Raw genomic sequence first — 26,183 nt, 5'->3', positions numbered from 1 at the left:
GGCTCAGCGCACCTGGAGCTGCACGACCAGCTGGTGGAGGTCGTGGGACTCCACCTCGACCACTCCGGGCTTGTCGATGGTGAGCTCGTGGTCGGAGGTGCCCGCGGGGTAGGCGATCTCCTGCTCCGGGGAGCTGTGCACGTGCAGCTCGCCGGCCTCGTCAGCCACCACGTGCAGGGTGAACGGCTTGCCTGCCTCCACCTTCTTCACGACTCCGTCAGGGGTGACCTTCCCACCCTTGAAGGTGATGTCGATCGTGGTGCCCTTCGGCTTCGCGGGCTCCTGGGTGGGCTCCGTGGCGGTGGGGGTCTCGCTCGGCGCGCTGGTCGGCGCCTCGGAGGACTTCGGCTGCTCGGCCGAACCCGAATCGTCGCTCCCGCATCCGGCTACCAGGAGCCCGAGGACTGCGGTCACCGCGACCGCGCCGGTGCGAAATGGGAGTGGCATATATTCCTCCATCTGGTGGTACGGGCGTTCGGTCCGGTCCTGCGCTCTGCCAGAATCCCATGTGGCCCAACGGTTCCGGGGTACGGGGTCGCGTGATCATGAGCACTGTCACAGGTTCTCCGGATGGAGGTGGGTGAATGCGCGAGCGGCTCCGCGCGAGCGATCTCGCCCTGCTGGCGGAGGAGACTCCGCACACGCCGATGCACAACGCCACCCTGGAGATCTTCGACCCGGGTGACTCGGGCTTCGACTACTCGGCCCTGCTGACCCACATCGACGACCGGATCGCGTTCGTCCCGCGCTACCGCCAGCGCATCCGCCGGGTCCCCGGGCGCCTCGCCAACCCCGTCTGGGTCGACGACGAGGACTTCGACCTCGCCTACCACGTACGGCGCTCCGCGCTGCCGCGCCCGGGCACGCTGGACCAGCTGCGCGAGCTCACCGCGCGGATCATGTCGCGTCGCCTGGACCCGGACCGCCCGCTGTGGGAGATGTACTTCATCGAGGGGCTCGAGGGCGGCCGGGTCGCGCTGCTCTCCAAGTCCCACCAGATCCTCGTCGACGGCATCTCGACCGTCGACCTCGGCCAGGTGCTGCTCGACGTCGACCCGGGGCCACGACAGCTGGTCCTCGACGACTGGCGGCCCGAGGACGAGCCCACTCCCACCAGCCTGGCGCTCAGCGCCCTGGTCGAGTCGGCGCGCGACCCGCTCGTCGCCGTGGCCACGATGCGCAGCAACGCCGAGGCAGTGGGCCGCACGTTCTCTGGTGTCGCCGCCAGGGCCGGCTCGGTGGCGGGGTCGCTGTCACGTCGGCGGCCCGCGATCGACTCGCTGTTCAACATCGAGCCGTCCGCCCAGCGCCGGCTGGTGTGCGTGCGCACCTCGCTCAAGGACTACCGCAAGATCCGCCGGGTCCACGGCGGCACCGTCAACGACGTGATCCTGGCAACACTGTCCGGGGCCGTCCGGGCGTGGCTGATGACCAGGTCCGAGTCGGTCCCTGCGGGGCGCAGGCTCCGGGCGCTGGTGCCGATGAGCGTGATCGACGAGGAGCTCGAGCCGACGTCGCTGGGGTCCCAGGTCGTCGGGCACCTCGTCGACCTGCCGATCGGCGAGGGCTCGCCCGTCGTACGCCTGCACCAGGTCTCCTACGCGCTGCGCGCCCACAGCGAGACCGGTCGGGCCGTCGCGGCCGACCGGATCGCCGGCGTCGCCGGGTTCGCGCCCACCACGTTCCACTCGCTGGGTTCGCGGGTGGCCTTCAAGGAGGCCCGCGGGAGCGTGAACCTGGTGATCACCAACGTCCCCGGCCCCCAGTTCCCGATGTTCCTCGCCGGTGCCGAGATGGTGGAGACCTACCCGGTGCCGCCGCTGTTCCCGGGGTTCTCGCTCTCGGTGGGAGTGACCTCCTACGACGGCGCCGTCTACTACGGGATCAGCGCCGACCGCGACGCCCTCCCGGACGTCGACGTGCTGGGGCTGTGCGTGCGCGAGGCCCTCGACGAGCTGGTCGACAGCGCCAGCGAGAGCCGCGTCCGCGCCCCGCGCGGGCGCAAGAATCCCGGCAAGCCGTGAGTGTTCGCATCTACGTGCCCGCGACCCTGCGCACCCTCGAGCGGATCAGTGAGCACGGCGGGATCGGACCCTCGCCGGTGCACGCCCACGCCGTGACGCAGTGGCTGCGCGCCGAGTGGCCCGAGGCGGACGAGGAGGAGCTGGCGTACGCCGCCCTGATGGCCGCCGCCGACGACGCGGCCGCCGCGCTTGCTGCCGCCGGTGAGGACGAGGAGGAGCGGCCGCGCCGGGTCGTGCTCGTCGCCGAGGTCCCCGGCGTCGTGGAGGACCCCGAGTCCACGGCGGTCACGGCCGACTCGGCCATCTCCCTGCGGGTGGTGGCGGCCGTGCACGCCGACACCGAGGACATCGACCCCACCGCCGGCGACGAGCTCGGCGACCTCGGCTGGTTCGGCGTTCAGGAGATCCCCGAGCTGATCGAGTAGGCCCGGGTGCCACGGGCCGGCCTGCCACGGTGTGGACGGTCCCGGCGCTCGGGTTGGTCGCGCTCGGCGGTGTCTGAGAACATCGCGAGCATGGATGCGATCACCACGCCCCCCGCTCCGGTCAACGAGGCGAACCTGAACTACGCCCCCGGGAGCCCCGAGCGGGTCGCCGTCGAGGCGGAGCTCGCGCACCTGGCCGCCAGCCCGGTCGACCTCACCGCGACCATCGGCGGTCGCAAGCAGCTGGGCGGCGGCGCGGAGATCCAGGTCGTCCAGCCGCACGACCACGCGAGCGTGCTCGGCGTACTGAAGAACTCCACGAAGCGTGACGCCCAGGCCGCGGTGAGGGCCGCCAGCGAGGCAGCCCCCGCCTGGCAGGCGATGTCCTTCGACGACCGGGCCGCGATCATCCTCAAGGCCGCCGACCTGCTGGCCGGCCCGTGGCGGGCGCGGCTCAACGCCGCCACCATGCTCGGGCAGTCCAAGACGGTGTGGCAGGCCGAGATCGACGCGGCCTGCGAGCTGATCGACTTCTGGCGGTTCAACGTCCACTACGCCCGCGGAATCCTGGCCGAGCAGCCGATCGCGAACAGCCCCGGGGTGTGGAACCGCACCGACCACCGGCCGCTGGAGGGGTTCGTCTACGCGATCACGCCGTTCAACTTCACCGCGATCGCCGGCAACCTGCCCACGGCCCCGGCGCTGATGGGCAACACGGTCATCTGGAAGCCCTCACCGACCCAGCAGCTCGCCGCGCACCTGACCATGGAGCTGCTCGAGGAGGCCGGGCTGCCGCCGGGCGTGATCAACATGCTCCCCGGGGACGGTCTCGAGGTCTCCGAGGTGGTGCTCAACCACCGTGACCTCGCCGGCATCCACTTCACCGGGTCCACGCCCACGTTCCAGAAGCTGTGGGCGACGGTGGGGGAGAACCTGACCGGCTACCGCGCCTACCCGCGGATCGTGGGCGAGACCGGCGGCAAGGACTTCATCGTCGCGCACCCCTCGGCCGACGTGGACGTGCTCCGGGTGGCGATGATCCGCGGCGCGTTCGAGTACCAGGGGCAGAAGTGCTCGGCCGCCTCGCGTGCCTACGTGCCGCGGTCGGTGTGGAAGAAGCTCAAGGACCAGCTGGTCGCGGAGACCGAGAACCTCACGATGGGCAACGTCACCGACCTGTCCAACTTCATGGGCGCGGTGATCGACGACCGGGCGTTCGCCAAGCACAAGAAGGCGATTGCGCGAGCCAAGCGCTCCCAGAAGCTGGACATCCTCGCCGGCGGGCAGGTCGACGACTCGGTGGGCTACTTCGTGCGGCCCACGATCGTGGAGTCGAGCGACCCGACGGACGCGGTCTTCAGCGAGGAGTACTTCGGCCCGATCCTCGCCGTGCACGTCTACGACGACGACCGCTTCGAGACGGTGGTCGACCAGATGGAGTCGTTCGCGCCGTACGCACTGACCGGTGCGGTCATCGCCCAGGACCGCGAGGCGATCGCGTGGACGATGAACCGGCTGCGGTTCGCGGCCGGCAACTTCTACATCAACGACAAGCCCACCGGGGCCGTGGTCGGCCAGCAGCCCTTCGGTGGTGCCCGCGCCTCGGGGACCAACGACAAGGCCGGGGCTCCCGGCAACCTGACGAGGTGGGTCTCGGCGCGCTCGATCAAGGAGACGTTCGCGCCGCCCAAGGACCACCGTTACCCACACATGGGCTGATCCGTGACACCACTCGAGACGGCCCTGTACTCCCTACCGCAGCACCTGGGTCCGCTGCACCCTGTCGAGCAGGCCCTGACCCTGGCCCTCGCCTTCGGCCCCTTCCTGCTCCTCGGCCTGACCATCTGGCTCAGTCGCCGCCGCGACGCCCGCGAACGCGCGGCCGAGGCGGAGGGGACTGGCACGTCGGAGGCTGGCACGTCGGAGGCTGGCGACGACCAGACCCGCCGACCGGGCACAAACGGCACGCTGTAGCTCGCCGAGCGGGCACAAACGTCGCGCTGTAGCTCGCCGAGCGGGCAGATGTGTCGCGCCTTCTGACTAGGGTCGGCCCATGACCCAGATGCGACGCGCCCAGGCGCCACTGGCGGGCGGCGAGGCCGAGGTACTCAGGGGCTTCCTCGACCACCACCGGGACACCCTGCGATGGAAGACCGACGGTCTCGACGCGGACCAGCTCGACCAGCGCCTGGCCCCGTCGGCGATGACCCTCGGCGGTCTGCTCAAGCACATGGCCTACGTCGAGGACTGGTGGCTCAACCAGGTCTTCGCCGGGAACCCCGAGCCGGAGCCCTGGGCGTCGGCGGACTGGAAGGCCGACCCGGATTGGGACTGGCACACGGCGACCGACCACACCCCGGACGAGCTGCGTGCGCTGCTGGACGAGTCGATCGTTGTCTCAGAGACGATCCTGGGAGAGGCGCTGGCCGGGCCCGATGGGCTCGACGCACTCTCGGTGCGGACCAGCCGCAGCCGGCGAAACCAGCGGTACAGCCTGCGCTGGGTCCTGGTGCACATGATCGAGGAGTACGCGCGGCACAACGGCCACGCCGACCTCCTGCGGGAGTCCGTCGACGGCAAGGTGGGCGCTTAGTGCCCGCTCGGCGCGATTGAGCGTGACGTTTGTGCCCGGTCAGCGAACTACAGCGTGACGTTCTTGCCCGGTCGGCGGGCTAGGGGCGGGACAGCCAGTCGACGCCGACCTCGTGCTCGGCGCGGAGCGCGCGGCTCAGGAGGCCCGCGACCAGACCCTCGATCTTGCCGCCGATCAGGGGGATGTTCACCTTCACGGTGAGATTGACCGTCTCGGTGGTGCCGGCGGGGTCCTCGGTGAGCATCGCGGTGCCGCTCATCTCGCCGGGCTTGCCGGGGATGGAGACGTGGATGTTGCCCTTGGCCGGGGCGGTCCAGTCCTCGGTCTGGACGATGTTGATCTCGTCGCCGACGAACTTCCTGGCGAAGCTCGGAATCCCGTCGGCGGCCTGGACCTGGTCGATCTTGACGGTCATGCCCTTGCCGTCGCTCTCGATCTGGACCGTGTGCCGCAGCACGTGCTGGCGGTCGCAGACCTCCTCGCGGAAGGCGGGGTCGGCGAGCATCCGGTGCACCTGCTCGAGGCTGGCGCCGTCGTACCTGAGCTCCTCGGAGACCTTCTTCATGCCTGTGTCCTCTCAAGCCACGCGACTCCGGCCGCGTGCTCCTTGTCCATGCCGTTCGCGACCAGGTCGCCCATCAACGCCTCGAGCTTGCCGCCGAGCAGCGGCACCTTCACCTTGACCTCGACGTCGAGGACCTCGGTGGTGCGGCCACCGGACTCGGTGAGGCTGAGCGTGCCGGAGATCGAGGTCGGCTTGCCGGGGGTCTCGATCGTGATCGTGCCACCGGCGGGGGAGTCCCACTGCTCGGTCTGTACGGCGCGGGTGGTGGCGCCGGCGAACTTCTTCGCGAACCCGGGCACGCCCTCGGTGGGCTGCACCTGGTCGACGACCACCAGCATCCCCTCGCCGCTGGGCGTGATCGTGACGTCGGCGGAGAGCACGCCCATGGCGTCCGCGGAGGCCTGGCGGAAGGCAGGGTCGGAGAGCATCGCGAAGACGTCGGCCAGGGGCGCGTCGTAGGCGATCTCGTGTCGAAGGTGCATGCCCGCATCATGGTGCATCCGGCGGGCCGAGGCGTCGGGGGCGCGCATAGGTTGGCCCCATGGAAGAAGAGAACTTCGTGTCCTTCGGCGAGGAGGCGGCCCGGGAGTCACGCCAGCTGACCTACGGCAGCTACCTCCGGCTGCCGCAGCTGCTGGACGCGCAGCACCTCGAGTCGGATCCGCCGGCGCACGACGAGCTGCTGTTCATCACGATCCACCAGGTCTACGAGCTGTGGTTCAAGCAGCTCCTGCACGAGGCGGAGACCGTGCGGGACGCGCTCGTCTCCACCGATGCCGTGAGCGAGGGCCGCGACCTGTGGTTCGCCCGGCACCTCCTGGGCCGCATGCACGTGATCGAGCGGGTGCTGGTGCAGCAGGTCGACGTGCTGGAGACGATGACACCGCAGGACTTCCTCGCGTTCCGCCAGCAGCTGGCCCCGGCGAGCGGGTTCCAGTCGGTGCAGTTCCGCGAGCTGGAGTTCCTCTCCGGCGCCAAGGACGAGGGGTACGTCGACCGGTTCCGCGGTCTCACCGAGGCAGAGCAGGACCGGCTCGCCCGGAGACTCGAGGAGCCGACCCTGTGGGACGGCCTGGTGCACGTGCTCGGGGAGGCCGGGCTCGACATCTCCAGCGACGAGGCGATCACCTCGTCCCTGCGCGAGGTCGCGCGGCAGCGGTCGGCGTACTCCGACATCTGGGGACTGGCCGAGGCGCTGCTCCAGCACGACGAGCTGGCGGCCGCGTGGCGCGCCCGGCACGTGGTGATGGTGGAGCGGATGATCGGCTCCAAGACCGGCACGGGCGGGTCGAGCGGCTCGACGTACCTGCGCAGCCGGCTGGACCTGAAGTACTACCCCCTGCTGTGGGAGCTGCGCTCGGTGCTGTGAACGACGGGCTCGCGAGCGATTCTCAGGGCTCGCCCGAGCGAGCCACGTTGTCGCGCGACCTCCGCGGGCATAACGTCGAGGAGGTGACGGCGCTTGAAGAAGGCAAGTCCGAGCTGCTCTCGAGCCTGTGTGCCTACGCGGACTCGAGGCCGGCCACCCCCGAGGTGGCTGACGACCTGCCCGGCGTGCTCCGTGCGTTCTACCGCCACGTGGCCCCCGAGGACCTGGTGGAACGCGCACCGGGTGACCTCTACGGCGCGGTGATGGCGCAGCTGCGCCTGGCCGAGGATCGGCCGCAGGGCACGGCGAGCGTGCGGGTGTTCACCCCCAGCCCCGCGGTCAACGGCTGGTCGGCCCGCGGGCACACCGTCGTGCAGGTGGTCACCGACGACATGCCGTTCCTGGTCGACTCGGTCTCGATGGCGCTGAACGCCGAGCAGCTCGCGATCCACCTGGTCATCCACCCCCAGTTCGTCGTACGCCGAGACGTGACCGGCCGGCTCCACGAGGTGCTCGACGAGCACGCCGCGACCGATGCGCACGACGTGGGCCGCGAGTCGTGGATGCACCTGGAGATCGACCGCATCCCCGACGAGCAGACCGGCCCGATCACCGAGAAGCTGACCAAGGTGCTGGGCGACGTGCGCGATGCCGTCGAGGACTGGCAGCGGATGCACGCCCAGGTGGACAAGATCGTCGACCAGCTCGAGCAGGACCCGCCCCCGCTCCCGGCCGAGGAGATCGAACTGGGCATCGAGCTGCTGCGCTGGCTCGGTGACGACCACTTCACCTTCCTGGGCTACCGCGAGTACGCGCTGGAGGCGACCGCGGAGCCCGGCGACGGGGCGGGGGAGCGGCTGGTCGCGGTCCCGGGCACCGGCTTCGGCATCCTGCGTGCCGACCCCTCGGCGCCGAGGCTGCTGCCCGAGGCGGTGGCCGCGCGCGCACGGGACAAGCAGCTGCTGGTCCTGGCCAAGGCCAACTCCAAGGCGACCGTGCACCGGCCCGCCTACCTCGACTACGTCGGGGTGAAGAAGTTCGACAGCGACGGCGAGGTGATCGGGGAGCGCCGGTTCCTGGGGCTGTTCTCCTCGGCGGCCTACACCGAGTCCGTGTCCCGGATCCCGGTGCTGCGCGAGAAGGCCGAGGCGGTCATCGAGACCCTCGGCCTCGACCCGATGTCCCACGCAGGCAAGTCCTTGATGGACGTGCTGGAGACCTACCCCCGCGACGAGCTCTTCCAGACCCCGGTCGAGGACCTGGTGCCGATCGCGTCGCAGGTGATGTACACCCGCGAGCGCCGCCAGCTGAAGCTGTTCGTGCGCCGCGACATCTACGACCGCTTCCTGTCCTGCCTGGTCTACCTGCCCAAGGACCGCTACAACACCAGCGTCCGCGAGCGCATCGCTGCGATCCTCAAGCAGCAGCTCGGCGGGGAGAACGTCGAGTACACCGCGCACGTCGGGGAGTCCTTCGCCGCGCGGCTGCACTTCGTCGTACGCCCACCGGTCGGTGAGCAGATCGGTGACGCCGACGTGCCCGACCTCGAGCGGCGGCTCGCGGAGGCGGCCCGGTCCTGGCGCGACGACTTCACCAGCGCCGTGGTCACGGAGTACGGCGAGGAGCAGGGCAGCCGGCTCGCCCGGAACTACGCCACCTCGTTCCCGGAGGCCTACAAGGAGGACTACCCGCCGCAGAGCGGTGCCGTCGACCTCGGCCGCCTCGAGGAGATCGAGGGCGAGGTGGGGTTCGCGCTCTCGCTCTACGAGGACGTCAGCGCCGCGCCCGGACAGGCGCGGTTGAAGGTCTACCGGATCGGTCCCGCGCTCTCGCTCTCCGAGGTGCTGCCGATCCTGTCCACCACCGGCGTCGAGGTGGTCGACGAACGGCCCTACCAGCTCGAGGGCCTGGACCGGGAGTCCTACATCTACGACTTCGGGCTGCGCTACCCGGAGGCGTTGCCCGACCACGCGCGCGAGCTGTTCCAGGACACCGTGACCGCGGTGTGGGACGGCGCGAACGAGAGCGACGGGTTCAACGCCCTGGTCCTGGCTGCCGGGCTCACCTGGCGGCAGGCGAGCGTGCTGCGGGCCTACGCGAAGTACATGCGCCAGGGCGGCACCCCGTTCGCGCAGGACTACATCGAGGACGCCCTGCGCAACAACGTCGCGATCACCCGCTACCTGGTCCGGCTCTTCGAGGCGCGCTTCGACCCCGGGTCGCCGGCTGCGGACCGGGGCCGGGGCGGGACCGGGGACGCGAACGGGGACGCCAACGGCCAGCTGAGGGCCGACAGCGAGAGCCGTACGGCGATGTGCGCGGACCTCGAGTCGCGGGTGCTGCGCGCGCTCGACGACGTGACCAGCCTGGACCAGGACCGGATCCTGCGGTCCTACCTGACCAGCATCAAGGCCACGCTGCGCACCAACTTCTTCCAGACCGACGCGGACGGCCGGCCCCTGGACCGGCTCGCGCTGAAGTTCGACCCGGCCGCCATGCCCGAGCTCCCCGAGCCGCGTCCCCGGTTCGAGATCTTCGTCTGTTCGCCCCGGGTGGAGGGGGTGCACCTGCGCTTCGGGGCGGTGGCCCGTGGTGGGCTGCGCTGGTCGGACCGACGCGACGACTTCCGGACCGAGGTGCTCGGGCTGGTCAAGGCGCAGATGGTGAAGAACACCGTGATCGTGCCGGTGGGGGCCAAGGGCGGCTTCTTCTGCAAGCAGCTGCCCGACCCGTCCGACCGCGACGCCTGGATGCGCGAGGGGGTCGCTTGCTACACCTCGTTCATCTCCGGCCTGCTCGACCTCACCGACAACCGTGTCGACGGGCCGCAGGGCAGCGTGGTCGTCCCGCCGGCGCGCGTGGTCCGCCACGACGGCGACGACCCCTACCTGGTGGTCGCGGCCGACAAGGGCACCGCGACCTTCAGCGACATCGCCAACCAGATCGCGACCGACTACGGGTTCTGGCTCGGGGACGCGTTCGCCTCCGGGGGCTCGGTCGGCTACGACCACAAGGCGATGGGGATCACCGCCCGGGGCGCCTGGGTCTCGGTGCGACGGCACTTCCGCGAGATGGGCATCGACTGCCAGAACGAGGACTTCACCGCCGCGGGCATCGGTGACATGAGCGGTGACGTGTTCGGCAACGGGATGCTGTGCTCCGAGCGGACTCGCCTGGTGGCAGCCTTCGACCACCGCGACATCTTCCTGGACCCGAACCCGGACGCGGCCACGTCGTACGCCGAACGCAAGCGGCTCTTCGACCTGCCGCGCTCCTCGTGGCAGGACTACGACCGCTCGCTGATCTCCGAGGGAGGCGGCGTGTGGTCGCGCAGCGCCAAGTCGATCCCGCTCAGCGCCGAGGTGCAGGCAGCGCTGGGGGTCGAGGCCCGCAAGCTCACCCCGGCGGAGCTGATGCGCGCGATCCTGGTGGCACCGGTGGACCTGCTGTGGAACGGCGGCATCGGGACCTACGTGAAGAGCGCCCGCGAGAGCCATGCGGAGGCCGGCGACAAGTCAAACGACGCGATCCGCGTCGACGGCGGCGACCTGCGCGCCCGGTGCGTGGGGGAGGGCGGCAACCTCGGGTTCACCCAGCGCGGCCGGATCGAGTACGCCGCCCGCGGTGGCCGGATCAACACCGACTTCATCGACAACTCGGCCGGTGTGGACACCTCCGACCACGAGGTCAACATCAAGATCCTGCTCGACCGGGTGGTCACCGACGGTGACCTGACCCGCAAGCAGCGCAACGAGCTGCTGGCCTCGATGACCCACGAGGTGGCCGACCTCGTGCTGGCCGACAACTACCAGCAGAACCTGGCACTGGCCAACGCGTCCTCGCAGGCGCCGGCCCTGCTGCACGTGCACGAGGACTGGATGCGCACGCTCGAGCGCGCCAACCTGCTCAACCGCGAGCTCGAGGCGCTGCCGACCCGCAGCGAGGTGGCCCGCCGGCTCGAGGCCAAGGAGGGACTGACCGCACCCGAGCTCGCCGTGCTGCTCGCCTACACCAAGATCGTGCTCGCCGAGGACCTGATCGACAGCGACCTCCCCGACGACCCGTTCTTCCGGGGGGAGCTGTTCTCCTACTTCCCGGCGAAGATGCGGCAGGGCTACCGCGGCCCGATGGAGAAGCACCCGCTGCGCCGCGAGGTCGTGGCCACGCAGGTGGTCAACCAGCTGGTCAACAACGCCGGGATCACCTACTTCCACCGGCTCTCCGGGGAGACGTCCTCGACGACTGCCGAGCTGACCCGGGCGTTCTTCGCGGCGCGGGAGATCTTCGGGGCCGCGCGCCTGCAGCGCCAGGTGGCCTCCTTCGACAACCGGCTCGACGCGTCGGTGCAGACGCGGATGCGGCTGGAGATCCGCACGCTGGTCGAGCGGGCCTCGCGCTGGCTGCTGAACAGCCGCCGCGCCTCCGGCGACGCCGAGTCGCTGGTGGACGCGTTCGAGGTCGTGGTGGAGAAGGTGATGGCCGAGCTGCCGCTGCTGATGACAGGGCGCGAGCTCGAGGCGTTCGAGTCCAGGCGCGACGACCTCGTGGCGCGTGGAGTGCCGTTGGAGCTGGCCGTGCACGTGGCGGTGTGCCAGCCGGCGTACATGCTGCTGAGCGTGGTGGAGACCGCCACGCGCGACGACCTCGACCCGATGGAGGTCGCGCGGGTGCACTTCGAGGTCGGCGAGCGGCTCGGCCTGCCGCTGCTGGTCTCGCGCATCCTCGCCCTTCCGCGCCAGGACCGCTGGCAGACGATGGCCCGCGCGGCGCTGCGCGACGACTTGCACGCCGTGCACGCCCAGCTCGTCGCCCAGGAGCTCGCCGGCCACGTCCCGCCGGAGAAGGACACCGAGCGGGCCGTGCGGACGCTGCAGGAGATCTGCTCGGAGGAGGACACCGACCTCGCGCGGCTCTCCGTGGCGCTGCGGGTGGTGCGGGGACTGCTGTAGTGCGCCGGGTCAGTCGACCTCGTCGAGCAGCCCGGTGCCCACGTCGAAGACGAACCCGCGCACGGAGTCCTTCTTCGGGATGAACGGCGAGGCCTTGATCCGGGCGATCGACTGCCGCACGTCCTCGCCGAGGTGTCCGGATCGTGAGCGCGGGAGCAGCACCTGGCGCCGGGTGCGCCGGGCACACGCAGATAGCCTGCGCCCATGACTGGCCCCGTGGACGCCGCGATCACCCTGCTCACCACGCCGGTGGCGCTCGTGCGCCGGCACCTGGTGGCACCCGCCGCGCGGCTGGCCGGTGCGCCGCTGCCGAGTCCAATGACCGGTCGCGTCGTGCTGGTCACCGGTGCCTCCTCGGGGATCGGGGAGGCCACGGCGAAGGCGGTCGCGGCTCGTGGGGCGGTGGTGCTGTGCGTGGCCCGTCGGCAGGGCGAGCTGGACCGGGTGGTCCGGGAGATCGAGGAGGCCGGCGGGGCGGCGTACGGCCACGTCTGCGACCTCACCGACGCCGAGGCCACCGACGCCCTGGTGCGTGACGTGCTCGACCGGCACGGGCACGTGGACATGCTGGTGAACAACGCCGGCCGCTCGATCCGGCGGTCGCTGGAGTTCTCCTACGACCGGATGCACGACTTCGAGCGCACGATGGCAATCAACTACTTCGGACCGGTCCGCCTGACCCTGGGGCTGCTGCCGACGATGCGGGAGCGTCGGTTCGGACACGTCGTCAACATCGTGACCTGGGGCGTCCAGCTGAAGGCACCGAAGTTCTCGGCCTACATCGCCTCGAAGTCGGCGCTGGACACCTTCGCCCGGATCGCGGGCCGGGAGACCTTCTTCGACAACGTCACGTTCACCAACCTGCGGCTTGACCTGGTGCGCACCGACATGATCGAGGCGACCGATGCCTACCGGAAGGCTCCGGCGAAGACCCCGGAGGAGGCCGCGCTGCTCGTCGTACGCGCGCTGGAGGACCGGCCGCTCACCGTCTCCACCGCGGTCGGCCGCATCGGCGAGGTGCTCAACCTGCTGGCGCCGCGCGCGATGGACGCCGTGATGGCCACGATGGCCGCGCGGATGCCGGACTCGGCCGCGGCCCGGGCGCACGTGGAGCAGGGGAGCGTGGCGTTGTAGAGGGGGTGCGGCCGTAACCCGCAGCGGACCACCTCGTTGGTCAGGTCCTGCGACCTAGGAGATCACCCATGCGACGTGTTGCGACCCTTGGGCTCGCGCTGGTGGCCGCGATCAGTGTCCTCATCCCGTTCACGTCCCCGGCCCAGGCGGCGCAGGACGACCACCCCGTGCCGTACGACTTCCTGGTCTCCGCCCTCCAGGGTGGCATCACCCGTGATCTGCCGGGGGCCAACGACTGGTCCTGCTCGCCGACGAAGCGGCATCCACGGCCGGTGGTGCTGGTCCACGGCACCTTCGCGAACAGCAACGAGAACTGGCAGACCTACGCGCCGCTTCTTGCGAACGAGGGCTATTGCGTCTTCGCGTTGGACTACGGCTCCAACGCTGCCTACCCCGGCGGCGACTACATAGGTGGCTTGCGGCCGATGGAGGACGGCGCAGCGCAGCTGAAAGACTTCGTCGGTCGCGTCAAGCGGGCGACTGGTGCCGAGAAGGTCGATCTGATCGGCCACTCGCAAGGCACGTTGATGCCGAACTACTACGTGAAGTTCCTCGGTGGGGCGTCTTCGGTGCACCACTACATCTCGCTTGCACCGCTGTGGCACGGCACGAACGTGGCGCAGCCCGCGAAGGTCTTCGCGGCGCTCTACGGTCGTGAGGACGCGACGCCGTTGTGCCAAGCGTGCGGCCAGTTCCCGCCCGGAACCGACTTCATCACGAAGATGCGTGCGGGCGGCGTCAAGGCCAGTGGGGTCCGCTACACCAACATCGTCACCGTCTACGACGAACTGGTGGTGCCGTACTCGTCAGGCCTCGAGCCGGGAATGAGAAACATCGTGCTGCAGGACGTCTGTCCGCAGGACGGCTCCGAGCACGGTCAGCTGGCGGCGTCGCCCAATGCCGCACGCATCGTGTTGAACACTCTCGATCCGGCCGGCGCTCGGCCTGTCAGGTGTCGCGCGGTGACCGGCCTCGGAACGCTTCCCGGGACCTGACCCGCTCGCCTCCGGGGGAGTTCGGCCCAGGTCCCTCACATGGGTTCGCCTGCCACAGCCAGTTGGATCCGCCCTCTTGCGGATCCATTCCTTCGCCTGTAGAATCGAACACAGGTTCGATCCAATAGTGATGCTGAGGGATCGGCCCGGACCGCCGTGAGTCGGGGGTCCGCCTGCTCACGGGCGTGCTGCATCGACGTGTGAGACCAGTCAGTCATGGTCACGAGTCGGTGCAGGAGGTGTCAGGTGAGCTCGACGTTCGACCGCCCTTCGCTGCACCCGGTGCTGGCGTGCGCGGACACCCTCGAAGAGGCGCTGAAGTCCGCGGCCGATGTGGCGGTGGAGTTCATGACGCCGGGCCAGAAGAAGGCTGCGTTGGTGCAGCTGGTCCGGGTGGAGGCGCAGCTGGCCTCGCTGAAGCTGCGGGTGCTCGCCGCCTCCGACGACGTCGCGGTTGAGGAGGGGGCTCGAGACGCAGCGGCGCTGGTCACCCATCACACGCGGTCGGATGCCGGGACCAACCGACGCGACCTGGCGTTGGGGGTGGCGCTGGACCGGCGCTGGCAGCACCTGGGCTCCGCGCTCGGTGCCGGTGAGGTCAACGTGGCCCAGGCGCTGGTGATCTCCCGCGCGCTCGACGTCCTGCCGGCCGCCGAGCTCGGTGCGGAGATCATGGCGGCCGCGGAGACGCACATGGTCGCGGAGGCGGCGCACTTCGGTCCCCGTGAGCTGCGGGTGCTGGGTCGGCGGATCCTGGACCACGTCGCGCCCGAGGTCGCCGAGGAGCAGGAGGCCAAGGAGCTGGCCGGCGAGGAACGCCGCGCACGTCGACGCACCAGCCTGGTCAGCAAGCGCCTCGGGGACGGGTCCACGAGGATCACCATCCACGTCCCCGACGGGGTTGCCCTCCGGTTGCACACCTACCTGGAGGCGTTCACCTCGCCGCGGCACCAGGACACGAGCGAAGGAGTCAGTGCGGGCGTTGGTGAGCGGGCGCCGGTCGACGTACGCCGCGGCCAGGCGTTCTGCTCGCTCCTGGAGGCCGTCGACCCGAAGCGGCTGCCGGTCCACGGTGGGGATGCCACCACGGTGATCGTCACGATCCCGCTCGCGGACCTGCGCCGTGACCTCGGCGTCGGCGAGCTCGGGCCGACCGACCGGCTCACCGCTGGGGCGGTCCGGCGGCTGGCGTGCACCGCGAAGGTCGTCCCGGCAGTGCTCGGCACCAAGTCCGAGGTGCTCGACCTCGGCCGGTCCTCGCGGCTGTTCAAGCCCGCACAGCGCAAGGCGATGATCATCCGGGACAAGGAGTGCCGGGCGGAGGGCTGCACCATCCCCGCCGCGTGGTGCGAGGCCCATCACTGGGGCAGAGCCTGGGCCAAGGGCGGCCGCACCGACCTCAAGGACGGCGTGCTGCTCTGCTCCTGGCACCACCACCGCGCCCACGACGACGGCTACGACGCCAGCCGACTACCCAACGGGGACGTGCGGTTCAGCAGACGGTGCTAGGTCTTGTCGACCTTCTCGCGGACGCCGAGGGGCTTGGCGAAGACGACGATGTTGCTGTCGTAGGACTTGCCGTTCCAGTCGGTGCAGGTGATCAGCACCAGCCGCCGGCCGCCGCGGTCCTGGGAGAAGATGCTCACGGCTCGCTCGGCGAGCTTGGCCTTCGACCAGGTGACCACCCGGGTGGCGCTGTACTCCATCGTCCCCTTGGGGGTGACCACCTTGACCACCTGTCCCTTGCGCATCCGGCCGATGTTGTCCATCACGCCACCGCCGGTGTGCACGGTGTGCCCGGTCAGCACGGTCTGTCCCTGGGGTGCGCCCGGCTGGGCGCTGCGCTGCCACCAGCCGATGTCGCGCGGGTTCCGGGGAGGGTCGAGGACCGCGTCGGGGGAGACCTCGATCGGCAGGATCGGCGCCCGGATCTTCAGCGACGGCACCACCAGCCGCACCGGCTTCGCGGGGGCCGCCATCGCTGTGTAGCCGGGTGCGGCCTTCGCCTCCACCTTCGGTGAGGGGAGCACGAGGCCGGAGACAACGAGCACTCCGGAGACCACCAGCATCACGGTCTGCCAGGTGGCGATGCGGGCGTCCCAGGCCGAGGCGTTCACGAGGCCACGTCCGTCGGGTTCGCGTCGTTCGGCGTCACGCCCGCAGGCGGCGGAAGGTGACGAACCCGGCCGCGCTGGCCATGAGCACCGCGAAGGCGCCCAGCACGATGGCGTTCGTGGACCCGTCACCCTGGCCGGCGTGGGCACCGGCCGTGGTGGCGGTGCCGGCGGAGACGGCCGTGGGGATCGCGGCCGGCGGGCCGGCGACCTCGGGGGCGGCGACCTGGGCAGCCGGGGCGACGCGACCGTTGGGACCACAGGCGACGTTGCCGATCTGGAGGTTCAGGAGCGAGGCGCCAACCGCCTCCTTGGCGATGGGCAGCACCTCGAGCTCGAGGGCGCGGACCTTGATCGAGTCGTTCCCGCTGCGGGTCTGCTTGTTCAGGGTCAGCTTGATCAGGTTGTCGCTGAGCGGCTGGAGCACCGCGGTCCGGATCGCAGCGACCAGGGTGTCGATGACCTGCCTCTGGAGCGTGGGGAGCAGGGCCGCCAGCGGGGCGAGCGGACCGGTGGTGCCCGGGGCAGCCAGCATGCTCCGCAGCTGGGTCGCAACAGCGTCGGTGATGACCTTGGTGGCCTTGTCGAGATCGACGACGACCTCGGTGTTCGGGGCGGGGTTGGCGGGCAGGTCCACCAGGGTGAGCTTGGTTCCAGCGATGTCCAGGACCAGCTTGCTGTTCGCGATCGTCGCGTCACCCGAAGCAGTGCCGACGCCTGCCTTGCAGCTGGCCTCGATCACACCGAGCGAGCCGGTGATGCCGGTGGTGCCGAGAGGTGTCTGGGCGATGGCCTCGCGCAGCGGGCCGGTGATCTCGCTGAGGATCAGCTGGAGCGGGGCGTTGACCTCTGCCAGCGGGCCGAGCGGGCCGGCCGGGTCGATCGCGATCAGCTTGCTGAGGTCGAGGTTGCTCAGCGACAACCCGATCGGGTCACCGGGCTGGATGCAGCTGGAGTCGCCGATCGCGACCACCGAGCCACCGTTGCCGGTGACACCGGCACAGGCGGCCGACTGCCCCTTGCCGTCCTTGACGGTGGCCGTGGCCTCCTGGGCGAGGACACCGGCGTTGAGCAGCTGCTGGTTCTTCAGCACGGAGAGCGGAGGGGAGGCGTCGCCGGTCTTCTTCTCGCTCGTGCCGTCATGGGTCGCTTCGGTGTTGCCCGTGCCCTGACCGTTGCCGGCGATCGAGATCGTGACCGCGTTCGCACCTGCCTGCGAGACCGGAGCTGCCGCGACTGCGGGCGTGGCGGCGACCGTGCCGAGCGCGAGGGCTCCGACGATGGATGCGAGGCGCAGGTGTGAGCGCACTTGGTTCCTCCCCAGGAAGGCTCGGGCCGGCACGGTGCAGGCTCGAGCGATGTTCGATGACCCGGTTAACGGTCCGCGAGCCCGTTGGTTACGCGCACAGGGTAGGAGAATTCGCGCATCTCGTCTGGTGCGCGTCTCAGGGAGTGAGGGTCAGCTCGCCTTCTTCGCCGTGGCCTTCTTCGCCGTGGTCTTCTTCGCCGGGGTCTTCTTGGCAGCCTTCTTCGCAGTGCTCTTGCTGGTGCTGGTCTTGCTGGTCTTCTTGGCGGCGGTCTTCTTCGCCCCGCCCTTGGCCGACGACCCGGTCTCGTCCCCGGTCTCCTCGTCCTCTTCGGACTCGTCCTCTTCCGCGGCCTCGGCCTGCGCGGGCTTCTCGCCGCGGGCGGACTTGGCGGCGTCCACGCTGCGCTGCAGTGCCGCCAGCAGGTCGACGACCTCGCCGGAGGACTTCTTCGTCGCGGGGGTGCTCTTGACCTCGCCGCCCTCGATCTTGTTCTTGACCATCTCCTCGACCGCCTCGCGGTAGTCGTCCTCGAACTCCGAAGGATCGAAGTCGCCGGCCAGGGTCTCGACGAGCATCTTGGCCATCTTCACCTCGGCGGGCTTGGCCTCGCTGGTGTCGACCGAGCCGAAGTCGGCCTCGCGGATCTCGTCGGGCCACATCATCGTCTGCATCACGATCACGTCGTCGCGCACGCGCAGCACCGCCAGCGAGGTGCGGTTGCGCAGTGACACCGTCACCAGTGCCATCCGGTCCGCGGCCTCCAGCGCCTCACGCAGCAGCGCGTAGGGCTTGGCGCCGGACTTCTCCGGCTCGAGGTAGTAGGACTTCTCGAACAGCATCGGGTCGATCTGCTCGCTGGGCACGAACTTCTCCACGCTGATCTCGCGGCTGCTGTTCGCGGGCAGGGCGGCCATGTCCTCGTCGGTGAGGATGACCATCTCGCCGTCCTCGGTCTCGTAGCCCTTGGCGATGTCGGCGTACTCGACCTCCTCGCCGTCGAGGCTGCAGGTGCGCTGGTACTTGATCCGGCCACCGTCCTTGGCGTGGACCTGCCGGAACGAGATGTCCTTGCTCTCGGTCGCGGAGTACAGCTTCACCGGGACACTGACCAGGCCGAACGAGACGGCGCCCTTCCAGATTGCACGCATGTGATCAGGATGCCCTGATCCGCGGAGCGGGACAATCAGCACAGCCGGCGGCACCTAACAATCAGTGCCGCCTGAGCGCAGCGATCAGTGGGGAGCCATCGCCTCGGGGTGCGTGGCCCGCCAGGCCTCGAACGCCTCCCGGCTGGTGCGGGTCGGCACGTGGCCGAGCACCTCACGCAGGCGGGTGTTGTCGAGCACCGGTCGGAACTGGAGGAACTTCGTCTGCTCGGGCCCGTACGCCGTCAACCCGAGCCGCTTGCCGATCGCGAGCGCGGCGCGCAGCAGCGGCTCCGGGAGCGTCAGCGTGCGCTTGCCGAGGGCGGCGGCGATCTCGTCCACGGTGAGCGCACCGTCGCCGGCGACGTTGAAGATGCCGGTCACCGGGCCGGTCACGGCTCGCTGGATGATCGCGGCCACGTCGGTGTCCCAGATGAACACGAACGGCGACTTCGACCCGCGGATCTTCAGCAGCCGCGGGCGCATGAACAGCGCGGTGATCTGGTTGTCCACGCGCTCCCCGAGGATCGTCCCGATCCGCAGCACGACCTGCTCCAGCTCGGGGTGCGTTGCTCGCAGCCCGGCGAGCATCTCCTCCACGAGGCGCTTGTGGTCGGAGTAGGCGAACTCCGGGTTGCCGCGCACGGGCTGGTCCTCGGTGATCCACTCCGGGCTGTCCGGGTGATAGCCGTACGCCGCGCCGCTGGAGGACACCACGATCCGGCGTACGCCGTGGGCCAGGCAGGCGTCCAGGACGTGCCGGGTGCCGTCGACGTCGACCGCGCGCTCCAGCTCGCGGGAGGAGTCCTTGCCGGGGGTGACGATCGAGGCGAGGTGCACCACCACCTCGGGGCGGCTCTCACCGATGACCTCGTCGACCACCGCAGGGTCACGGACGTCCATCACGACGTGGCGCACGCCCGCGGTGGGGATCTGCGGCACCCGCAGGTCCGCGCTGGTGACCTCGTGCCCGGCGTCGGCCAGCCCGCGCACCACCGAGGTGCCCAGGAAGCCGCTGCCACCGGTGACCAGCACCCTCATGCCAACATCCGTCATGCTGGCGCCGCCTCACGTGGCAGGGACCGGTTCGCCGAGCGTCGGCGCCAGACGATGGCCACGGCCAGGCCGGCGATGATGTCCCAGATGCCCCACCAGGCGGCGACGAGCGCCATCCCGCCGAGGCCGTCGTAGTAGGTGAACACCAGCAGCAGCCCCAGGCCCGCGTTGCGGATGCCGACCTCGAAGGTCATCGCCTTGGTGCTCGTCGCGGGCAGCCGGGTGCCGCGTCCGATGGTGTAGCCGAGCAGCAGCGCGAGCGCGTCGTGCAGGAAGACCGCGATCAGCACGACGCCGATGTAGTCGACGAAGATGCCCCAGTTCTTGGCGACACCGATCACGATGATCGCCCCGAGCCCGATGAAGGAGATCGGACCCACGACCTTGTGCGCTGCCGCAGCGAAGTTGGGGACCAGCTTGGCCAGGGCGACGCCCAGGACGAACGGGATCCCGATCACGAGCGCGATCTCGGCGAGCATGTCGACGGGACTGAGCTCGATCCGCTCGAGCAGCTTGCTGCCGGTCGGGTGCAGACCGCCCCAGAACGCCATGTTCAACGGCATCAGGAAGATCGCCAGCACGTTGCTGACCGCGGTCATCGACACCGACAGCGCCACGTCGCCCCCGGCACGGTGGGTGAGGATGTTGGAGACGTTCCCGGGCGGGCAGCACGCGACCAGGATCAGGCCGAGTGCGACCGAGCCGCGCAGGTCGAGGGCCAGGGTGAGCAGGAAGGTGATCGCGGGCAGGAGCAGGAACTGTGCGAGCACGCCGATCGTGATCGTCCCGGGCCTGCGGGCGGCGGCCTTGAAGTCCTCCACGTCGGTGTCCAGCGCGATCCCGAACAGGATCAGGCCGATCACGATCTTCAGGGTGGTCAGCGAGGACTCGTTGAAGATGATCTTGATGTCGTCGACATCGGTCGCGAGCATGGTCAGCAGCGGACTCATGGGTGCACCTCCAGGCGCTCGATCTCTCGGCGTACGGCGCCCCGGTAGGCGTCCTTGTTGACGTAGTAGGCCATCCGCTCCAGGCCGAGGTAGGAGTAGCCACCGGAGAGGTCCGGCGCGGGGCCGTGCAGCCGCTCCTCGAACCCGGCGAGGCTGTCCGACCTCGCCCCCGACCCGCCTGCCTGCCGCGCGCTGATCACGCTGGCGACCAGCTCGGCCTGCTCGTAGCGGCCCTGCCAACCGATGCCGGAGGCCTCGATCATGCCGAGCACGAACAGGTTCGGGTCCCGGCGGCTGAACACGTTGAGGTAGAGGTCGGGTGCCCTCCCGGTGTTCGGGCCGGTCCAGTCGAGCAGCGCGTGGTCCACAAAGGGGTAGTGCAGCCGGTAGCCGGTGGCCAGCACGATCAGGTCGTAGTCGCTGCGTGACCCGTCGACGAACACGACCCCGCTCCCGTCGAGCCGGTCGATGTCCTTGCGGACCTGCAGGTCGCCGTGCCCGGCGTGGTGCAGCACCAGCGTGTTCACGATCGGATGCGACTCATAGATCTTGTGGTCGGGCGCCGGGAAGCCGAACCGGGTGGGGTCGCCGGTGAACAGCTTCAGCACCCGGCTGTCGATCGCCTGCTTGACCCGCGCCGGCAGCGGCTTGCCCTGGTTGAGGGTGTCGGAGGGCTTGCCGAACAGGTACTTCGGCACGAAGTGGTAGCCGCGGCGCACGCTCAGGTCGACCGAGGCCGCGTGGTGCACGGCGTCCACGGCGATGTCGCAGCCGGAGTTGCCGGCCCCGACCACCAGGACGCGCTTCCCGGCGAAGACCTGTGCGCTCTTGTAGGCGCTGGTGTGCAGCACCTCGCCGTCGAACTTCCCCTCGAATTCCGGCACGTTCGGCTCGCTGAGGGTGCCGTTGGCGACCAGGACGCCCGCGTGCTGCGTCGTACGTCGGCCCTCGGGACCGTTCACGGTGACCGCCCACCTGCCCCCGGCCTCGCCGGCGACGGGCTCGACCCGCTCGACCTCGGTGCCGAAGCAGAACCCCTCGCGCAGGCCGAAGTGGTCGGCGAAGTCGTGGAAGTACTCCAGCAGCTCCCGGTGGCTGGGGTAGTCGGCCACCGACTCCTTCATCGGGAACTCCGCGAACTGGGTCGTGGTCCGCGACGAGATCAGGTGCGCCGACTCGTAGACGGTGCTGCGCGGCCCGTTGATGTCCCACAGCCCGCCGACATCGTCCGCAAGCTCGTAGCCGACCCAGGGGATCCCGAAGCGCTGCAGGTTGCGCGCAGCAGCCAGTCCGGAGGGTCCGGCCCCGATAATGGCGTAGCTCAGTGCACTTTCCACGTGCGCAGTCTGCACCACGTTGTGAAGCTGCGTGCGAGTGTTCCTGCCACAATGACCGCGTGCTGCCGATGCTCGCGACCAAGGGCGACCGGGTCCCGACGGGTGCCGGCTGGTCCCACGAGGTCAAGTGGGACGGCATGCGTGTCCTGGTGGACGTCTCCGCCGGCCGCACCCGGATCTGGTCGCGCAACGAGAACGACGTCACCGTCTCCTTTCCCGAGCTGGTCGCCATCGGTGAGGCCGTCGGCGAGGTCACCGACGACCTCCTCCTCGACGGAGAGGTCGTCGCCCTGGGGGACGGGGTGCCGTCGTTCGGTGCGCTGGCGGACCGGATGCACGTCAAGGACGCCAACCGGGCGCGCCGCCTCGCCGAGACGAACCCGGTCACGCTGGTCGTCTTCGACGTCCTGCGGCTCGACGGTCGCGACCTCACCGGCCTGCCGCTCTCCGAGCGTCGCGAGCACCTCGAGGAGCTCGGCCTCGACACGGTCCCCGGGCGGATGGGCGCCTGGCACGTCCCCGCGGCGTACGACGACGGGCAGATGCTGCTCGACGCGGCGACCGAGCAGGGCCTCGAGGGAGTGGTGAGCAAGCGGCTCTCCTCGCCGTACCGGCCCGGCGTGCGCAGCAAGGACTGGCTGAAGTTCCCGATCCGCCCGACCGGCTCCTTCGTCGTCGGCGGCTTCCGCCACGAGACCGACAGCACCCACCGGATGGGGGCCGTGCTGGTGGGGGTGCCCACGCCGGCCGGGCTGCAGTTCCGCGGCCGCGTCGGCAGCGGCATCGCCGGCAAGGCCGGTGTCCTGCTCACCGAGCTGCTCACCCCGCTGGTGGTCGAGGACTCGCCCTTCACCGAGACGCTGCCCCGGCTGGACCGGGTCGGGACCGTGTGGGTGCAGCCGAGCCTGGTGGTCGACGTGCAGTACCTCCGGCTGACCACCGACGGGCGCCTGCGCCAGCCGGCCTACCGCGGCGTGCGCACCGACCTCACGCCCGAGGACCTGACCCCCGCAGACCTGACCGACCCTGACGAGGAAGGGGCCTGATGGCCGCCAAGCGCACCGAGACGCCCGTCGAGGTCGACGGGCACCGCCTCACGCTGGTCAACCTCGAGAAGGTGATGTACCCGCGGACCGGGACCACCAAGGCCGAGGTGCTCAACTACTACGCCCAGGTCGCGCCGGTGATGCTCCCGCACCTCGCCGACCGGGCCGTGACCCGGATCAGGTGGCCCCACGGGACCGGCGACAAGTCGTTCTTCGAGAAGAACGTGCCCAGCGGCGCTCCCTCCTGGGTGCGCACCGTGACGGTCCCGACGTCGGGCTCGCGCACGCAGAGCCAGGAGGAGGGGGAGCTGCAGTTCCCGGTGATCGACTCGCTGGCCACCCTCACCTGGCTGGTCAACCTGGCCTCGCTGGAGCTGCACGTCCACCAGTGGACCGTGACCAAGCGCGGTCGGGTGCAGAACCCCAACCGCCTCGTGATCGACCTCGACCCCGGCGAGCCGGCCGGGCTGGGGGAGTGCGCCCAGGTGGCGCTGCTCGTCCGGGAGCGGCTCGCCGCCGAGGGCCTGGACTGCGTGCCGGTCACCAGCGGCTCCAAGGGCCTGCACCTGTACGCCGGGCTGGACCGCAAGCGCACCCACGCGGAGGTCCGGGACTGGGCCAAGGAGATCGCCGAGGAGCTCGAGAAGAGCCACTCCTCGCTGGTGGTCTCGCAGATGACCAAGGCCCGGCGGGGCGGCAAGGTCTTCCTCGACTGGTCGCAGAACACCGGCGCGAAGACCACCATCTCGCCGTACTCACTGCGCGGACGCGACCTGCCGACGGTGGCTGCCCCGCGCACGTGGGCGGAGGTCGAGGCCGGTGCGGACGACCCACTCGCGCTCGAGCACCTCCGGTTCGAGGAGGTGCTCGAGCGCGTCCAGGAGGACGGTGACCTGTTCTCGATCGCGGAGGCGTAGCCCCTGACACGTCCGCCGACCCCGAGATTCGGCGGACGGGGTGCAGAACCCGATGTCTCCCCTGTGGTGTCCCGTGGCAGTGCCGCGAGACACGGTACCTTTGCCCCGATTTCAGAACGCTAAACCGCCCGAATCCCAACTGGCTGACCTCACCCGTCGCCGATCGGCCTCTCGCTCGTTGAGAGGCCGGACGAGCCGAACGGCTCGGTGAGGACGGACACCATGGCCCAGATCACCAGGCGCACCCTCGTACGCGGTGCCGCCGGAGTCGGCGCAGTCACGACCGGCGCGCTCACGACCGGCACCCTCACGACCGGGATGCTGGACGGCGCCGCGGAGGCGGCCACGCTCCAGGGCAGCCTGCCGGCGAGCGTGGACGTGGTCGTGGTGGGCGCCGGCATCTCCGGGCTCGTGGCGGCGCGTCAGGTCGCCCGCTCCGGACGGTCCGTGCTCGTGGTCGAGGCCAGGGACCGGGTCGGCGGCCGGGTGCTGAACCACCGACTGAGCTCCGGTGAGGTGATCGAGTCCGGTGGCGCGTTCGTGGGACCCACCCAGGACCGGATCATCGCGCTGGCCGACGAGCTGAAGGTCGCCCGGTTCGACGAGTACGCCGAGGGCAAGAGCGTCTACAACTCCTCGGGCCTGCTCGGCCGGCTCACCTACCAGGGCACCGTGCCGCCGGACCCGTTCGTGCTCCCCGACGCCGCGCTGCTGCAGACCCGGCTGAACCGGTGGGCTGCCCAGGTGGACGTGGCCCAGCCGTGGACGCACCCGCGTGCCCGGGAGTGGGACTCGATCACCCTCGGTGACCACATCCGGCAGCGCTCGCTGAACGTCGAGGGCGTCTCCAACCTGATGCGGTGCTGGACCCAGCCCGGGTTCGGCGCCGACCCGGACCAGATCTCGCTGCTGTTCGTGCTGCACTACATCGCCTGCTCGGGCAACGAGACCACCACGGGCACCTTCGAGCGCAACTCCGACACCCTCAACGGCGCGCAGGAGCAGCGCTTCGTCGGCGGCTCGCAGCTGATCCCGCTGCGCCTGGCCGCCCAGCTCGGCGACCGGGTGGCCCTGGGGGCGGCCGTCACGAGGATCGACCAGACCAGCAGCCGTGCCGTCGTACGGACAACGCGCGGGTCCGTCTCCTGCAAGCGCGTCATCCTCGCCGTGCCGCCGGAGCTCGCCCGCACGATCCAGTGGGGTCCGGCGCTGCCCGCCTCGAAGGCCGGCCTGCTGGAGCGGATGGACATGGGCGACCTGATGAAGTGCGACGCGGTCTACTCAGAGCCGTTCTGGCGCAAGGCCGGGCTCAACGGGTTCGGGATCAGCGACCACGGCGCCGTCCGGGTGGCCTTCGACAACTCCCCGCCGGACGGGAGCCCGGGCGTGCTGCTGGCGTTCGTCGGCGGGTCCACCTGGAAGCAGCACGGCCTCAGCTCGCTCGCCGCCCGGCGCTCGGCGGTGCTCGCGGGGTTCGCGGAGATGTTCGGCGAGAAGGCGCTGCACCCGATCGAGTACGTCGAGCACGACTGGACCAAGGAGCGCTGGACCAGGGGAGGGCCCGTCGCGATCATGAAGCCCGGCACGATGACGGCGTACGGCGCGCAGCTGCGCACCCCGCACCTGCGCACCCACTGGGCCGGCACGGAGACCGCGACCTACTGGAACGGCTACATGGACGGAGCCGTTCGCGCAGGTGAACGCGCAGCCGGGGAAGTGCTGCGCCTGCTGGTCTAGAGCGCTACCTGCCGCGAACCGTCCTGTTCGTGACGTATGCGGCGCACGACCCTAGGCTCGCCGGACAGCTCACCAGAGGCTCGGAACGACCGCCCGGTCGGCGCCGCGGCACTCGTCCAAGCACCATTTTCGGGCACCATTTCAGGCACCATCGAAAGCACCATCGGGGGACTCGGTTGCCACACACCTGGGCACGTCGGATCCTCGCGCTGGCTGCGGCCGGCGCGGTCGGGTTCGGCTACGTGCAGGTGGCTGCGGTGCCGGCGACACCGACCCCGCCGAGGCCCTCGCTGAGCTCGATGGTGGACCACGTGCAGGCAGACCTGGCGTGGTTCCGCACCGCCGTGCCGCGTGACGCCGGGTGGTGGAAGAACGTGTACGCCGCCTCCTCGGGCAACCTGCGCGAGCTGGAGTCGTTGCTCACCGAGCCACGGACGCGCTGACCCTCTCGCGGGCAGAATGCCGCCGCCCGGTCGCGGACAGAACAGCCCTGCCGTGGCTCCTCTAGGGTGCGGCC

The 26,183-nt window shown here is 70.2% G+C and carries 24 protein-coding genes; 14 read left to right on the top strand and 10 right to left on the bottom strand.

Going from position 1 to position 26,183, the window contains the following annotated elements; all coding sequences use genetic code 11:
* Nucleotides 1-3: 3 nt before the first annotated feature.
* On the bottom strand, nt 4-447 hold the full coding sequence (locus AC4BGC_RS11265) for a hypothetical protein (protein WP_490555801.1): 444 nt from the start codon (nt 445-447) through the stop codon (nt 4-6).
* 137 nt (nt 448-584) lie between these two features.
* On the opposite strand from AC4BGC_RS11265, the gene AC4BGC_RS11260 reads away from it, so the two are divergent.
* From AC4BGC_RS11260 to AC4BGC_RS11240, 5 genes are all read left to right on the top strand, one after another.
* Nucleotides 585-2,024, top strand: coding sequence for a WS/DGAT/MGAT family O-acyltransferase (locus AC4BGC_RS11260; protein WP_490548395.1), 1,440 nt, complete (start codon nt 585-587; stop codon nt 2,022-2,024).
* The gene (locus tag AC4BGC_RS11255; RefSeq protein ID WP_490555800.1) at nt 2,021-2,449 is read left to right on the top strand and encodes a DUF6912 family protein; all 429 of its coding nucleotides are present in this window, start codon (nt 2,021-2,023) and stop codon (nt 2,447-2,449) included. The genes AC4BGC_RS11260 and AC4BGC_RS11255 overlap by 4 nt, the downstream gene beginning before the upstream one ends.
* A 90-nt stretch (nt 2,450-2,539) precedes the next feature.
* Nucleotides 2,540-4,168 (top strand): L-glutamate gamma-semialdehyde dehydrogenase, encoded by a 1,629-nt coding sequence (gene pruA, locus AC4BGC_RS11250; protein WP_490548397.1) that lies wholly within the window; start codon nt 2,540-2,542, stop codon nt 4,166-4,168.
* 3 nt (nt 4,169-4,171) lie between these two features.
* On the top strand, nt 4,172-4,423 hold the full coding sequence (locus AC4BGC_RS11245) for a hypothetical protein (protein WP_490555798.1): 252 nt from the start codon (nt 4,172-4,174) through the stop codon (nt 4,421-4,423).
* Between the two features lie 79 nt (nt 4,424-4,502).
* On the top strand, nt 4,503-5,042 hold the full coding sequence (locus tag AC4BGC_RS11240) for a DinB family protein (protein ID WP_490555797.1): 540 nt from the start codon (nt 4,503-4,505) through the stop codon (nt 5,040-5,042).
* A 79-nt stretch (nt 5,043-5,121) separates the two neighbouring features.
* Here the strand turns inward: AC4BGC_RS11240 and AC4BGC_RS11235 are convergent, their stop codons facing one another.
* The gene (locus tag AC4BGC_RS11235) at nt 5,122-5,607 is read right to left on the bottom strand and encodes a DUF2505 domain-containing protein (RefSeq protein ID WP_490555796.1); all 486 of its coding nucleotides are present in this window, start codon (nt 5,605-5,607) and stop codon (nt 5,122-5,124) included.
* On the bottom strand, nt 5,604-6,089 hold the full coding sequence (locus AC4BGC_RS11230) for a DUF2505 domain-containing protein (RefSeq protein ID WP_490548401.1): 486 nt from the start codon (nt 6,087-6,089) through the stop codon (nt 5,604-5,606). Before AC4BGC_RS11230 ends, AC4BGC_RS11235 begins: the two co-directional genes overlap by 4 nt.
* 59 nt (nt 6,090-6,148) lie before the next feature.
* Between AC4BGC_RS11230 and AC4BGC_RS11225 the strand changes: the two genes are divergently transcribed.
* On the top strand, nt 6,149-6,976 hold the full coding sequence (locus AC4BGC_RS11225) for a tryptophan 2,3-dioxygenase family protein (protein ID WP_490555795.1): 828 nt from the start codon (nt 6,149-6,151) through the stop codon (nt 6,974-6,976).
* An 83-nt stretch (nt 6,977-7,059) separates the two neighbouring features.
* Nucleotides 7,060-11,925 carry an NAD-glutamate dehydrogenase gene (locus AC4BGC_RS11220; protein ID WP_490555793.1) on the top strand — a complete coding sequence of 1,622 codons (4,866 nt, stop codon included), beginning with the start codon at nt 7,060-7,062 and terminating at the stop codon, nt 11,923-11,925.
* A gap of 9 nt (nt 11,926-11,934) precedes the next feature.
* Here the strand turns inward: AC4BGC_RS11220 and AC4BGC_RS11215 are convergent, their stop codons facing one another.
* Nucleotides 11,935-12,087: a hypothetical protein gene (locus AC4BGC_RS11215; RefSeq protein ID WP_490555792.1), complete on the bottom strand. Its 153-nt coding sequence runs from the start codon at nt 12,085-12,087 to the stop codon at nt 11,935-11,937.
* A gap of 42 nt (nt 12,088-12,129) precedes the next feature.
* Here AC4BGC_RS11215 and AC4BGC_RS11210 point away from each other — a divergent pair, with 42 nt between their 5' ends.
* From AC4BGC_RS11210 to AC4BGC_RS11200, 3 genes are all read left to right on the top strand, one after another.
* A complete protein-coding gene (locus AC4BGC_RS11210) occupies nt 12,130-13,059 on the top strand; it encodes an SDR family NAD(P)-dependent oxidoreductase (protein ID WP_490555790.1) in 930 nt (309 codons plus the stop codon).
* 68 nt (nt 13,060-13,127) lie between these two features.
* Nucleotides 13,128-14,054 carry an esterase/lipase family protein gene (locus tag AC4BGC_RS11205; RefSeq protein WP_490555789.1) on the top strand — a complete coding sequence of 309 codons (927 nt, stop codon included), beginning with the start codon at nt 13,128-13,130 and terminating at the stop codon, nt 14,052-14,054.
* Nucleotides 14,055-14,300: 246 nt separating this feature from the next.
* Complete coding sequence (locus tag AC4BGC_RS11200; protein ID WP_490555787.1) at nt 14,301-15,563, top strand: DUF222 domain-containing protein; 1,263 nt, start codon at nt 14,301-14,303, stop codon at nt 15,561-15,563.
* Here the strand turns inward: AC4BGC_RS11200 and AC4BGC_RS11195 are convergent.
* The 6 genes from AC4BGC_RS11195 to AC4BGC_RS11170 form a co-directional block, all read right to left on the bottom strand.
* Complete coding sequence (locus AC4BGC_RS11195) at nt 15,560-16,171, bottom strand: class F sortase (protein WP_490555786.1); 612 nt, start codon at nt 16,169-16,171, stop codon at nt 15,560-15,562. The genes AC4BGC_RS11200 and AC4BGC_RS11195 overlap by 4 nt on opposite strands.
* A gap of 34 nt (nt 16,172-16,205) precedes the next feature.
* Entirely contained in the window at nt 16,206-17,477 is a 1,272-nt protein-coding gene (locus AC4BGC_RS11190; RefSeq protein ID WP_490555785.1) for a hypothetical protein, read from the bottom strand.
* A gap of 150 nt (nt 17,478-17,627) precedes the next feature.
* Complete coding sequence (gene ku / locus AC4BGC_RS11185) at nt 17,628-18,626, bottom strand: non-homologous end joining protein Ku (protein ID WP_490555784.1); 999 nt, start codon at nt 18,624-18,626, stop codon at nt 17,628-17,630.
* 84 nt (nt 18,627-18,710) lie between these two features.
* Nucleotides 18,711-19,679 (bottom strand): SDR family oxidoreductase, encoded by a 969-nt coding sequence (locus tag AC4BGC_RS11180; RefSeq protein ID WP_490555783.1) that lies wholly within the window; start codon nt 19,677-19,679, stop codon nt 18,711-18,713.
* Nucleotides 19,676-20,629, bottom strand: a complete 954-nt coding sequence (locus AC4BGC_RS11175; protein WP_490555782.1) for a bile acid:sodium symporter family protein — start codon at nt 20,627-20,629, stop codon at nt 19,676-19,678. Before AC4BGC_RS11175 ends, AC4BGC_RS11180 begins: the two co-directional genes overlap by 4 nt.
* Nucleotides 20,626-21,966, bottom strand: coding sequence for a flavin-containing monooxygenase (locus AC4BGC_RS11170; RefSeq protein ID WP_490555780.1), 1,341 nt, complete (start codon nt 21,964-21,966; stop codon nt 20,626-20,628). The genes AC4BGC_RS11175 and AC4BGC_RS11170 overlap by 4 nt, the downstream gene beginning before the upstream one ends.
* Before the next feature lie 68 nt (nt 21,967-22,034).
* Between AC4BGC_RS11170 and ligD (AC4BGC_RS11165) the strand changes: the two genes are divergently transcribed.
* The 4 genes from ligD (AC4BGC_RS11165) (at nt 22,035) to AC4BGC_RS11150 (ending at nt 26,109) form a co-directional block, all read left to right on the top strand.
* Complete coding sequence (gene ligD, locus AC4BGC_RS11165) at nt 22,035-23,012, top strand: non-homologous end-joining DNA ligase (RefSeq protein ID WP_490557176.1); 978 nt, start codon at nt 22,035-22,037, stop codon at nt 23,010-23,012.
* Nucleotides 23,012-23,929, top strand: coding sequence for a non-homologous end-joining DNA ligase (ligD, locus tag AC4BGC_RS11160; protein ID WP_490548414.1), 918 nt, complete (start codon nt 23,012-23,014; stop codon nt 23,927-23,929). The genes ligD (AC4BGC_RS11165) and ligD (AC4BGC_RS11160) overlap by 1 nt, the downstream gene beginning before the upstream one ends.
* Nucleotides 23,930-24,151: 222 nt before the next feature.
* Entirely contained in the window at nt 24,152-25,666 is a 1,515-nt protein-coding gene (locus tag AC4BGC_RS11155) for a flavin monoamine oxidase family protein (RefSeq protein WP_490555778.1), read from the top strand.
* Between the two features lie 176 nt (nt 25,667-25,842).
* Nucleotides 25,843-26,109 (top strand): hypothetical protein, encoded by a 267-nt coding sequence (locus AC4BGC_RS11150; RefSeq protein WP_490555777.1) that lies wholly within the window; start codon nt 25,843-25,845, stop codon nt 26,107-26,109.
* Nucleotides 26,110-26,183: the final 74 nt, after the last annotated feature.

It is taken from the genome of Nocardioides sp. Z38_18 (genome assembly GCF_058215695.1).
This window is presented reverse-complemented; position numbering and strand designations above follow the sequence as displayed.